Source organism: Sporosarcina sp. P25 (assembly GCF_002743235.1).
Classification (GTDB): Bacteria; Bacillota; Bacilli; order Bacillales_A; family Planococcaceae; genus Sporosarcina; species Sporosarcina ureae_B.
On record NZ_PDYV01000010.1, the window covers coordinates 40633 to 53093 of the forward strand.

General features: G+C 40.1%; 11 protein-coding genes. 7 read left to right on the top strand and 4 right to left on the bottom strand.

The genetic code is table 11. From position 1 onward, the window contains the following. Window position 1 precedes the first annotated feature (1 nt). Together brnQ and CSV70_RS10215 are read right to left on the bottom strand one after the other, a co-directional pair. Complete coding sequence (gene brnQ / locus CSV70_RS10210) at window positions 2-1321, bottom strand: branched-chain amino acid transport system II carrier protein (protein ID WP_085131373.1); 1320 nt, start codon at window positions 1319-1321, stop codon at window positions 2-4. Between the two features lie 111 nt (window positions 1322-1432). Next, on the bottom strand, window positions 1433-2212 hold the full coding sequence (locus tag CSV70_RS10215) for an enoyl-ACP reductase FabI (RefSeq protein WP_085131372.1): 780 nt from the start codon (window positions 2210-2212) through the stop codon (window positions 1433-1435). A gap of 207 nt (window positions 2213-2419) precedes the next feature. On the opposite strand from CSV70_RS10215, the gene argC reads away from it, so the two are divergent. From argC to CSV70_RS10240, 5 genes are all read left to right on the top strand, one after another. Then, a complete protein-coding gene (gene argC / locus CSV70_RS10220; RefSeq protein WP_233191803.1) occupies window positions 2420-3460 on the top strand; it encodes an N-acetyl-gamma-glutamyl-phosphate reductase in 1041 nt (346 codons plus the stop codon). 39 nt (window positions 3461-3499) lie between these two features. After that, complete coding sequence (argJ, locus tag CSV70_RS10225) at window positions 3500-4723, top strand: bifunctional glutamate N-acetyltransferase/amino-acid acetyltransferase ArgJ (protein WP_099627057.1); 1224 nt, start codon at window positions 3500-3502, stop codon at window positions 4721-4723. Further along, window positions 4686-5465, top strand: a complete 780-nt coding sequence (gene argB, locus CSV70_RS10230) for an acetylglutamate kinase (protein ID WP_085131369.1) — start codon at window positions 4686-4688, stop codon at window positions 5463-5465. Before argJ ends, argB begins: the two co-directional genes overlap by 38 nt. Beyond that, entirely contained in the window at window positions 5462-6592 is a 1131-nt protein-coding gene (locus tag CSV70_RS10235; RefSeq protein ID WP_099629343.1) for an acetylornithine transaminase, read from the top strand. The genes argB and CSV70_RS10235 overlap by 4 nt, the downstream gene beginning before the upstream one ends. 425 nt (window positions 6593-7017) lie before the next feature. Further along, window positions 7018-8559 (top strand): NlpC/P60 family protein, encoded by a 1542-nt coding sequence (locus CSV70_RS10240; RefSeq protein WP_099661032.1) that lies wholly within the window; start codon window positions 7018-7020, stop codon window positions 8557-8559. 44 nt (window positions 8560-8603) lie between these two features. Here CSV70_RS10240 and CSV70_RS10245 read toward each other — a convergent pair whose 3' ends face one another. Then, on the bottom strand, window positions 8604-9044 hold the full coding sequence (locus tag CSV70_RS10245) for a hypothetical protein (protein ID WP_099628707.1): 441 nt from the start codon (window positions 9042-9044) through the stop codon (window positions 8604-8606). A gap of 362 nt (window positions 9045-9406) precedes the next feature. On the opposite strand from CSV70_RS10245, the gene CSV70_RS16500 reads away from it, so the two are divergent. Together CSV70_RS16500 and CSV70_RS10250 are read left to right on the top strand one after the other, a co-directional pair. Then, entirely contained in the window at window positions 9407-9544 is a 138-nt protein-coding gene (locus CSV70_RS16500) for a hypothetical protein (protein ID WP_158232406.1), read from the top strand. 143 nt (window positions 9545-9687) lie between these two features. Then, complete coding sequence (locus tag CSV70_RS10250; RefSeq protein WP_085131364.1) at window positions 9688-11304, top strand: methyl-accepting chemotaxis protein; 1617 nt, start codon at window positions 9688-9690, stop codon at window positions 11302-11304. A gap of 119 nt (window positions 11305-11423) precedes the next feature. Here the strand turns inward: CSV70_RS10250 and CSV70_RS10255 are convergent, their stop codons facing one another. Beyond that, window positions 11424-12446: a DMT family transporter gene (locus tag CSV70_RS10255; RefSeq protein WP_199171617.1), complete on the bottom strand. Its 1023-nt coding sequence runs from the start codon at window positions 12444-12446 to the stop codon at window positions 11424-11426. Window positions 12447-12461: the final 15 nt, after the last annotated feature.

Genomic DNA, 12461 nt, shown 5'->3' on the forward strand with positions numbered 1-12461 from the left:
ACTATTCGACACGAGGCTTACCTTGAACAGATGCCACAATATAACCTATTGCGCCAAACACTATAGCAGGTAAAATCCAGCCGACCCCTTGTTCATATAATGGTAAGAATTCCAATATATATGTAACCGGTACCAGATCGATATTGAATGCACGTAGTACGTCAAAGAATCCAATAAGACCTGCTGCTAGTAAACCGTAATTATATACTTCATGATAGCCTTTAAATAACGGGTGTAACAATCTGAAAGTTATTAAGACAATGGCTAGCGGATACACTCCGACTAGTACGGGAATAGTCACGGCAAGCAACTGCGTGAGGCCAACATTCGCAACTATCATGGAAAAAGAACAAATAATAAATACAAATGCTTTATACGAGATCTTAGGTACGACTTTGGAAAGGTATGTAGCGCTAGCGGTAGTCAATCCAACAGAAGTTGTTAAGCAAGCTAGTGTTACTGCAAGTCCAAGTAAGTATAATCCGTTATTCCCCATCAAAGCATATGCAAGTTTAGCTAAAATATCTCCACCGTTTGCTGCGCCTTCTGCTACGGAGCGGCTCGTCATCCCTAAATAGGCTAATCCAGCATAGACAAAACTCAGCCCGAGTACTGCAATGGATCCCGCTTTCATTGTAATGGAAGTAATGGCTTTTCTATCTGTAATACCTTTCGCTTTCACGGCATTTATTACGATAATAGCGAAGACGAGCGCTGCCATTGCATCCATTGTTCCGTAACCTTCAATAAATCCTTTATAAAAGTAATCTTCTGCATAAGATCCTTGCGGTGCGCCCGCTTCACCCACTGGGTTGATAATACCCGTCACCACAATAAGCGTTACGATAGCTAGCAATATGGGAGTTAAAATACTACCGAAACGATCGACTATTTTATTCGGCTTAAATGACAGCCAAATCGTCACTGCAAAAAATAGAATGGAAAACAGCGCCAATGCTAACCTAGCATACGAATCCGGCACAAATGGAGAAACGGCAATTTCAAATGAAACAGTCGCTGTACGCGGAACACCGAAAAACGGTCCAAGTGCTAAATATATAACGAATGGAAATATCATAGCGAATAAAGGTGATGCTCTTCCGGCTAAATCGCTTAATTGATTACCACTCATAGTTACTGCAATTATGCCAAGATAGGGAAGACCCACTCCTGTTATTAAAAAACCGGCCAGCGTAATCCATGTTTGCGTTCCTGCTAGTTGACCAAGTAGTGGTGGGAAAATCATATTTCCTGCACCGAAAAAGAGGGCAAACATCGTCAGCCCTAGTTTGAACGTATCGAGTTTTGTAAATCTATTCATTTGGAATTCCTCCTGAGGTACTTTGAAAAGTGTATGTATTTCGATAATTAATTGCATGTTAATGGAAAGTGCCCATGAAAAAGGATTCTCCTAAGAGAATCCTTCATAAGATTATCCCATAATGTGGTAGCCGGCATCTACATAGATGACTTCACCTGTCACACCACTCGATAAATTACTTAGCATCGCCACCGTCATATCCGAGACTTCTTCAGGCATGACGTTACGTTTTAATGGCGCACGTTCCTCAATTTGACTGAGGATTGTATTAAAGGAAGGAACACCTTTTGCGGACAATGTACGAACCGCACCGGCAGAAATCGCATTGACGCGAATATTTTTTTCACCTAGCTCTGATGCCAAGTAGCGTACAGAAGCTTCAAGAGCTGCTTTTGCAACACCCATTACATTATAGCCTTCAAGAACTCGTTCTGCTCCTAAATAACTCATCGTAATAATTGCTCCACCTTCTGTCATGTAATGACGGGCTTCACGTGCTGCTGCCACCAATGAATATGCACTGGAATCTTGTGCGAATGCATATCCTTCACGAGTCGTTTCCACGAAAGGATTATGCAAATCTTGTTGATGTGCAAATGCGATGGAGTGGACTACTCCATGAATAACACCAACATGCTCGCCAATCGCTTTGAAAGCCTGCTCGATACTTTCATCACTATTTACATCACATTGTACAATTTGTGTGGCTGTAAATTCACTTTTAGCTAATGCTTTTTCTAATTTATCACGAGAGCGATCTTTACGGTATGTGAAAATGACATTCGCACCGACTGAGAATAATGCTTTTGCTACTCCCCAACCAATACTACGTTCATTTGCAACACCCATAATCACAATGTTTTTACCGGATAGTTTTAATAAATCTACCATAATAGCCTCCTGAAAGTTTATTCTTCATTTGATCATATTATACCCTCCATAATAATAACATATAGTGAAGGGGAAGTTATAGCATTTCTATAAGCCCTTTTTAATAAGAACAGAAAGAGAATTTATAAATTGACTGTTAATAAATAAAAATACAGTTGACTTTATAATTATACATACGTATACTTGTGTTTAATGAATAAAGAGGTGATGGCGTTGAAGGTTGGAATCGTAGGAGCGTCTGGATATGGTGGCCTAGAATTGATACGGTTACTACAAAACCATCCGGAAATTGAACAGATTGATTTATACACTTCCTCAGAAGTGGGGGCGATCTTTTCCCAAAAGTATCCACATCTCGTGAATATTCACGATCAGCCGATGAAGGCTATAGAACCTGAACATATTAGCAAGTTGGATACAGTGTTTTTCAGTACACCGGCTGGCGTTACCACTAAATTACTACCTTCATTAGTAGGCGCAGGTGCTAAATTAATTGACCTCTCGGGAGATTTTAGACTGAAAGATCAAGCAACTTTTGAACAGTGGTATCAAAAAGATGCACCGCCACTTGAACACTTGGAGAAAAGTGTATATGGACTCCCTGAATGGAATAAGCAGCATATTGCTGATGCGGAAATCATTGCGAATCCAGGGTGTTACCCGACAGCAGTTCTACTATCTTTACTTCCGTTATTGAAAAATAAACTGATTGACGGTAGCCGATTAATTATCGATGCAAAAAGTGGTGTATCTGGTGCAGGCAATAAGCCGAGCCAAGCGACTCATTTCAGTGAAACGAATGAAAATTTCTCTATATATAAGATTCATCAGCATCAGCATATACCAGAAATTGAACAAGCAATGAATGCATTTGCTGATCAGCCTGAACCCATTACGTTCACTACGCATCTGGTTCCCATGACAAGAGGTATCATGACGACGAGCTATGCGAAAGTAAATGGACAAGTAACGCAAGAACAGCTGATAAATTGCTTGCAAGAAACATATAAAGACAGTCCGTTTGTTCGGATTTTGACAGATGTGCAAAGAATCAGTACAAAACAGGTATATGGCTCTAATTATTGCGATATACATGTCAAAGTAGATCCACGAACAAATCAAGCAACGATTATAGCAGTCATTGATAATGTGGTGAAAGGTGCCGCAGGACAAGCTATACAAAATATGAATATCCAATATGGTCTAAATGAAAAAACGGGAATCGATATCATTCCATTATGGATTTAAACTATTAATTGGAACACAAGAATTGAGGGGAGCACTACTATGGAAACTATCGAAAGTATGAAGCGCATCTCGCGTAAAAATATTATCTCACCAAAAGGGTTCAAGGCAGTCGGCATTCACTGTGGGCTAAAACATAAGAAAAATGATTTGGCTCTATTAGTTAGCGAAGTGCCAGCGAGTGTTGCGGGTGTCTTCACAACGAATGTAATCCAAGCAGCTCCACTTCAAGTCACAAAAAAAGTAGTTTATGAAACGCAAAAAATGCAGGCAATCGTCATTAACTCTGGTAACGCAAATGCATGTACAGGAAAACAAGGCATGCAAGATGCAATGACTATGCAGCAAAAAACTGCAGAGCACTTAGGAATCGATTCCAATCTTGTTGGAATTGCCTCAACAGGTGTGATCGGCGAACAAATGAATATGGGACCTTTACTATCAGGTATTGAAAAGTTACAACCGATAGACACATTGGAAGGATCCATTCAATTTTCCCAAGCAATTTTAACAACAGATACCGTAACGAAAAATACTGCATATGCAACGGTGATTGATGATCGTGAAATAGTAGTAGCGGGTGTTGCAAAAGGTTCCGGAATGATTGAACCGAATATGGCGACGATGCTGGGCTTCATTACAACCGATGCCAATATCGAGTCTGCACATTTACAAACCGCACTAAAAGAAATTACGGATGTAACATTCAACTCCATTACGGTAGATGGAGATACATCAACGAATGATATGGTACTCGTTATGGCAAACGGACTTGCGGGTAACCATTCATTAACTCCAGATCATCCCGAATGGCAATCTTTCGTCGATGCATTGCATGCTGTGTCACGTGATTTGGCAAAAATGATTGCTAAAGACGGAGAAGGTGCTACTAAATTAATCGAAGCGAAAGTTACAGGTGCAGTTTCGGATGAACAAGCGCGTCAAATTGCGAAATCTGTTGTCGGCTCACCACTTGTCAAGACGGCAGTATTTGGCTGTGACGCCAATTGGGGGAGAATTATTGCGGCAGTCGGATATAGCGGCGCCACAATAGATCCTGAAGATATCAAAATCTATATCGGCGACACAGTAGTAGTAGAAGGCGGGGAACCCATTCCGTTTTCAGAAGAAAAACTGTTGATCTACCTAAAACAACATGAAGTGAAATTCGCAATAGAATTAAACCAGGGAGCTGGTCAAGGAATGGCATGGGGGTGCGATCTTACTTATGACTACGTCCAAATCAACGCAACATACCGCACGTAAACGACAGGTTATTAAACTAGGTGGCAGTATGCTAGACGAGTTAGGTGATAATTTTTTTCAAGGTGTGAAAAAGTTACAGCAAGATGGTGTTCAAGTAATTATTGTTCATGGCGGAGGACCGAATATTAATCAAGAGCTTGAAAATCAAGACGTCACTTCGACTGTAGTTAAAGGATTCCGTGTTACGTCTGCTGAAGCAATTGGTATCATCCAGTCGATCATGATTGGTCAAGTAAATCCAACGCTCGTACATCGCTTTAATCATGAAGGAATCAAGGCGATTGGATTAAGTGGATTCGATGCGAACTTATTTACATGTGATGTACTTGACTTTGAAACGTATGGTTATGTGGGAGAAATAAAAACAGTTAAAACAGAAGTCCTGGATGCGCTACTAGATGCCGGAATTATTCCTGTTATTTCTTGTATTGGTGCAACCGCATCTGGAGAACCATTGAACGTTAATGCGGATACAGTCGCGAGTCGAATTGCATTAGCTGTGAAGGCAGAAAGTTTATTATTAGTGACAGATACATCTGGAATCAGGATTCAAGATCAGCCCCAAGCGGAAGCGGGACCCCAAGCTATTTATAGCTGGATTAAAACAGATGATATCTACGGAGGAATGATTCCGAAAGTAATGGCGGCCATCGATTGTCTAGAAGCGGGGATTCCCTCTGTACAGATTGTCTGTCAAAAACTAAAAGGAACGGTCATTACCAATGAGGAGGCAATTGTGTGACGTATTTATTCAATAACTATGCAAGACGTGCGGTGCATCTCGTTAAAGGCCAAGGTACCGTAGTGACAGACGATAAAGGGAAGGACTACTTAGACTTTACTAGCGGTATCGCAGTCGTCAGTTTAGGACATGCTCATCCCGCGATCGTTAAAGCATTGCAAGAACAAAGCGAAAAGCTATGGCATATTTCAAATTTATTCGAAAGCCCAGAACAAGAAAAACTTGCTGAATCATTGACAAGAAATACGGATTTGTCGTATGCGTTATTTTGTAACAGTGGAGCCGAAGCGAATGAAGCTGCAATTAAACTAGCACGTAAACATACAGGAAAACATCATATCTTATCGTTCAAACAGTCATTTCACGGGCGGACCTTTGGCGCAATGGCCGCTACCGGTCAGGATAAAATCCAAAAAGGGTTCGGTCCGATGCTAGAAAGTTTTGAAGCCTTGCCATTTAATGATGTTGAGGCTTTGAAACAAGCGACGAACGATCATGTCGCTGCCATCATGTTAGAAGTCATCCAGGCGGAAGGTGGAGTCAACTCCATTGAACCCGCTTTCGCTGAAGCAGTTATGGCTGCATGTAATGAATACAATATTCTCCTCATTATCGACGAAGTACAGACAGGCATTGGACGTACAGGAACTCGCTATGCCTACGAGCAGACTGCACTAAAACCAAATATCGTATCACTTGCTAAAGGTCTTGGTGGCGGGTTCCCGATTGGAGCATTGCTAGCTAGCGAAGAGTTGTTCAATACATTCGGACCCGGCACACACGGTACAACATTTGGCGGAAATCCATTAGCGGTCTCAGTTGCCCAAACAGTAGTTGATCATGTGTTTGATCCTGCTTTCTTAAAGGATGTACAAGAAAAGTCTACGTATCTGAAGCAACAACTCCAATCAGAATTACCTAAAGATAAATATTCAATTCGCGGTAATGGATTACTAGTTGGAATTCATTCAAATAATGAGGTTGGTTCATACATCCAAGAGGCCGAAAAACAAGGCTTGCTCCTAGTACCTGCTGGAACGAATGTCATCCGTCTGTTACCACCACTGACAGTTTCAAAAGAAGAAATCGACCAAGCGGTAGCGATTTTAAAGAAAATATTAACGTAATAACAATATGAATTAAAGTAGTCTGCGAACTGCTATTCAATTAACAAAAGATCTCCCTGAAGTCTAAAAACTTCAAGGGAGATCTCTTTTTTACATAGGTTTAAGTTCGAGTTTAGGTCGGGTGTAAACTCAAGTACTAAATTAATTACCATCCAACATTCAATGAACGACAAACCGTAATAACCACACGCTTCGTAGGGAGTGTAGAACAGAGCGGACGAGAAGGATCAAGCCACACTCTTGGGAAAGCGTCATCTTGGAATGGTAACTCACAGCCCCTTACCGGCTACACTTCTCCATTACACTTATTCTTACAGTTTTTTAAAAGAAAGCTATCGCCTTTTTTTGAATTCTTTCTATACAAAGAATTATTGCTCAGGTATAGTTAAGGCAAAACAACCTAAGAGAATGGAAGTGTCCTAAACTTGAAACAGATATGTGCATTAGTGCTAACGACGATGCTAGTCCTATTTGCAATACCGACTAACTCACTTGCCGCCGTCTTCCAAGACGTACTTCCTCAGCACTCAGCCGCTGATGAAATACGATATCTAGTTGAAAAAGATATTATCATAGAAAAACCAACTGCCAAATACCGTGTAAACGAACCGATCACACGCCTCGAAGCTTCAGGAATGATCCAACGCGCACTGAAAATCTCTGTAGATAATAGACCTGATGCAAATCTGTCAGACGTAAAGCTGTCCCATCCGCATTACGCACTCATCGCCACCATGGTCGATGAAGGTATTTTTATGGGGAACGAGAAAAATGAATTTCAACCGTATGGCAATTTGAAACGTGGGCAAATGGCAGCGGTATTCGTTCGCGCATTCGATCTGACAGGCAAATCCACGTATCGATTCCGTGACGTGCCTGCAACGTACTGGGGTTTATCTGACATACAAAAGTTATCTGTAAATGCCATTACAACAGGCTATTTAGATAACACATTTAAGCCCAATCAAACATTAACACGTGGACACTTTGCAGTATTTCTTGCACGAATTCTTGAGCCTGACTTTAGAGAGCAACCTGCTTGTTATAAGCCGAATAACACACCAGTGCAAACTGTCAATGTTCCTGTTACAACACTTTGGAAAGAGCCAGGAAAATCGCGAACAGTGGATGCTTATGCCACAAACAAATTGCCTGATATTACGAAGTGGGTTGCTGCGATGAGTTTGCGTGAAAAACAATGGTTAGTAGGTAAATTAGAAACTCAAGCACTATATGGTCAAACAGTAAAAGTCCTGCAGACAAAAGGTGACTGGGTTCAAGTGGCAGTAATAGATCAAAGCTCTCCTAAAAACGCAGCAGGTTACCCGGGATGGATGCTGAAAAATCATTTAACGACAGTATATCCTAACTATGCAACATGCGACACAGCCATGGTAACGACGAAATCAGCCGCACTTACAATTGATGAAAATGGCAAGCAACCTTTTCGTTCCATCAGTTTCAACACGATATTGCCTATTATTGATATCATGGATAATAAACTTGCTGTCCAGACACCTGCTGACGGGGTGAAGTACGTTGATAGAAGTGCAGTGAAGATAGTAGGGGCGGACGGAGTCATGCCAAAGCCTACCACACAGCAAATCATGGACACAGCCAAGCTCTTTGATGGATTAACGTATCTATGGGCAGGAACTTCGGGATTTGGCTTGGATTGTTCTGGATTCACTTACTCTGTCTATCGTCAGCATGGTATTGATATACCACGTGATGCATCCGTGCAAGCACTAAATGGAACATTGATACAGAAGAAAGATTTACAACCGGGTGACTTACTGTTCTTTGCCTATAATAAAGGTAAAGGAACTATACATCATGTAGCGATGTACGCAGGGAACGGTCAAATGATTCACGCACCTAATCCTAAACGTACTGTAGAGATCATCCCGATGACTGCGGAACCGTATAAATCAGAATATGTTTCAGCTAGAAGATATGTAAAATGAAAAAAGCGCACAGACAATGATGTCTGTGCGCTTTTTCATCTGTTTTACAAATTTCCTTCATACAATACATTATCACTATTTAAATCAATAACTTTTAAATGGAGATTGTCTTTGATGAAAATACTCTTGTATACTTTTTGTCCGCTTTCATTTTCAAAAAGAATGATGCGTTTATTTTGATTATCCACTTTCACTTGAGCTGTTAACTCGTCCATCGGAATATGCTCTGCCAATACCTCGGCTTCTTCATGTCCTAACAAGTTGGAATTAGAAGGTTTGTACGAAGCATTCGGTTCTTCACTAGGCACATCTTCTGGGGGTGTTTCAGTGCCAGCAGATTCATTAACTTCAGGATCTGCTAGTTCCTCCTCAGGCTCTATTAAATCAACCGGGTTGTCCTCGTTTGCTACAGGTTTTGTTTCCTCATCAGTACTACATGCAACCAAAAATACAGCGAGTGCAGGTAAAAGCCACGATTTTTTCATACAGATTCCTCCCTGTATATTTTTATTTAATGTGTTGAAAGTGTAAAAGCTAATTAAAGATAAATCAATTGACTCGACTTTAATAATCAGGATAAAGAGGGATTCTACTGTAAAAATTGAATGAGTAAAGTAGGATGTCCACATAGAATTTTTAAGCACTTTATGAACAATACAGGAGGAACAATTATGAAGAATATCGTGCCTGTAGATGGATCAAATACGGGATGCAAAGTAATAGATCATTCGTTAAATGAGCGAAGTTATACGATGAGGAAATAGTATTATTGAATGTTCAACAAACACTACAGGAAGTGGGTCTACGAGCGATTAAAAAAAGTAAAAATATGTTGTAAGGTAAAGCTGTGAAATACTTTGCGAAAGTGCGTATCGGCAAGCCTTCCATGGAAATTATCGCAGAATTAAATGATAAAGAAGTTCGATATATAGCGTTGGCAGTAGGAAACGGTAAAGCGGTAGCAATTGGCAGTATCAGTAAGTAAGTTTTACCGTTAGCTAAATGTCTGATAGTTTGAATTCCTGAGTGTTCTGATTGATGAATGTTCAGCGGAAAATATTGTGACCTTTCTCACATTTCATGGTATATTAATTATATAGTATAAAAGAACCTAAAGAGGTGAAATTATTGGAAAAGCTTTTGAGAACATCTTCTGCACGGAATGCTCTTAGAAAAGTAGAACGGGTTACAAAGCGCATTCAGCCATTAATAGAAAATGAACAATCATTTACTTTGAATTATCAAGTTCTTCATCAAATATTAGACGAACAGCTTGAAGAGGATGAATACTTTGTCATTGTGGATGAAATGGGTCGGAGCTATATCCATACTAATCGGTTATGGGAAGGCACAGTATTTTCCGATGCCATTGGCTTGTGTGCTGCTAATACAACCAAGCCGTTACTGCAAGTGTATGAAAGAAAATCCGGTGAGCGACTTATTGATGCATCCATGCCAATCATTCAAGTTGGAAGCAAGCAATTCACGTTGCGATTAGGTCGAATAAATCATCAGAAATACATTCTTTATGGAGCGACTTTATCTGTTGTATTGCCAGCTTTGGCGATGGGAGTACTTGCATATATATTTGATTTACCTATCCAACAGAGCGTAGCATTCGTTAGTATGTCTTTACTTCTTTCAGGCATTTTCACAACTGGTCTCTATAACATAGTCATGAAAGGTGTACGGTCTTGGCGTAAAGTCACGAGGAAAATTTCATCTGGTGATCTAACAGCCGAAGTAACCGAAAGATCCAGATCTGAGTTTAATCAAATTGGTTTCGAAATTAATAAAATCGTTATCGGTACAAAGAATATCGTCACAGAACTCGATCGCTCCTCTGAAATCGTGGATCGAATTAGTGAAGTGCAGGCTTCCGAAGCGGGTCGATTATCACATGTCTTCACTTCATATGGCGAAACTATGCAAAACTTCCAAAGTGGAACAGAGCAACAATTATCTTCATTACAATCTGCCAACGCTATGGTCCAGACGATGATGGCGGGAATTCGAGAAATGGAATTACGCATACAACAAACACTTTCCAAATCTGAACATGCGTTGACTGCTGCAACACAAGGTAGTCAGGCAATTGAAGAAACAGAAGAAAAGATGCGGCAGATCAATGAAGCAGTTCACATGTCTTCACAAAAAATTATGCAGGTCGCAGAGGATATCAACCAAGTCATACAAAAAGTTTCTCTCATTACAAAAATCGCTGAACAAACGAACTTATTAGCACTCAATGCCTCTATTGAAGCGGCGCGGGCAGGAGAAGCGGGGAACGGATTCTCAGTCGTAGCAAACGAAGTTCGTAAACTGGCAGAAGAAACGAATGCATTCGCAAATGATGTTGTGCGAACACTAGAACAAACAAATAACGAAGTGAAAATTGCCGTACAACATGTAGAATCGAATGCGGATACTATTGAAGAAGGCGTGGAAATCGTCAAAATAGCCGGACAATCCATTCTCTATATGAATGACGCTGTGATTGATACAAAATCAGCTGTCACAAGCAATAGCCTTCACGCGGAAGAATTAATTAAAGACGGTGAGCAAATCGAAAAAATTATCGAGCAAATTACTATGATATCTGAACAATTTACAGATAGTGTCATCCAAACAGTAGCTGGTATGGATGAACAAGTAGAGGGAATCCAGCAGTTGGCAAGTGATGCCAGCAAACTAACAGACGAAGCAACAGCGTTAAGTCGTATCGTCCACCGCTTCACATTCTAATCTTTCATCTATAGTGCAAATGGAAAATCAGCCATTTAAAAACAAAGACACAATCCAAGAATTTGGAATATGTCTTTGTTTTTTTGTTCATTTAATTATAGTGGATCTCTAACTTTGAATTAAACACTAGGCTGTATAGTATGTTTTTTATATTGACGCGCTTCATCTTTGCGCTTCTGTTGTATACGGAGAAATATATTATTTCCTAACAGCGCTGCAATAATAAATACCGTACCAATGTAATCGAAAATCGTTAATTGATATCCTTGTATATATGAAATCACTAATGTGGTCACCGGCACAAAATTAATAAACAATAAACCGTTCAATGGAGACAAAATTCGTACGCCAACATTCCAACCTACTAATGCAATCACACCTGGAAAAATAATCATAAACAACATATGTGGTGTTACCACTTGCAATGTTTCCATAGTGGGGACAGAAATATAACCTGTCCATGTTACGAAAAATACCACTATACAAGCAGTTAATGTGCCAAGTAAACAGCTCAACGTAGAATAACGTAATGCTGACCATTCACTAAATCGATTTCCACCCATCGTATAAATCACCCAGCCGATTACTGCAATGAAGATTAGTAATGAAGGGACAATGTCATCTGTTGCTGTCAAGAACGTACGTAAATCACCTTTTGTGATCACAAGCATGACACCGACAAATGCAGTAAACACACAAGTGAGCGTGAAACCATGTGGTTTATGTCTACTAATCATCCATACAATGACAATAGAAATCATTGGCATCATGGCTTCTGAAATAGACGCTACCATAGTCCCGGGTTGTCCCATTAGATCTTGTCCCCAGAAAATAAAGAGGTTATAAACAACAAATGCCATCGTACCGAAGAACCAAAGAGATAAACCCTTTTTTTCAAAGTGAAAAGCTTGCAAGCCTTCTTTAAACCATAATATTGCGACAAGCAGAAGTGTAACTGAGACATAACGAATTAATGTGAAATAAAACGGGTCGATATTTTTGAATGCACTATTGGCAACTGGGAACATCGCCCCCCATGAAACACTAGCTATAAAGCACAGAAACGCTCCCCAGATAATTTTGTTTTTCAACGGACCTAACCTCCTAGAAGTACTATCTCTAGTAAACACTAGATTAGACATCACGTAAAACGAATA

Coding starts and splice junctions, on each gene's coding strand:
- CSV70_RS10245 (WP_099628707.1), bottom strand. CDS start 9,044: ATGAAAAAATCGTGGCTTTTACCTGCACTCGCTGTATTTTTGGTTGCA.
- CSV70_RS10255 (WP_199171617.1), bottom strand. CDS start 12,446: ATGTCTAATCTAGTGTTTACTAGAGATAGTACTTCTAGGAGGTTAGGT.
- argJ (WP_099627057.1), top strand. CDS start 3,500: ATGGAAACTATCGAAAGTATGAAGCGCATCTCGCGTAAAAATATTATC.
- brnQ (WP_085131373.1), bottom strand. CDS start 1,321: ATGAATAGATTTACAAAACTCGATACGTTCAAACTAGGGCTGACGATG.
- argC (WP_233191803.1), top strand. CDS start 2,420: ATGGCGTTGAAGGTTGGAATCGTAGGAGCGTCTGGATATGGTGGCCTA.
- CSV70_RS10215 (WP_085131372.1), bottom strand. CDS start 2,212: ATGGTAGATTTATTAAAACTATCCGGTAAAAACATTGTGATTATGGGT.
- argB (WP_085131369.1), top strand. CDS start 4,686: ATGACTACGTCCAAATCAACGCAACATACCGCACGTAAACGACAGGTT.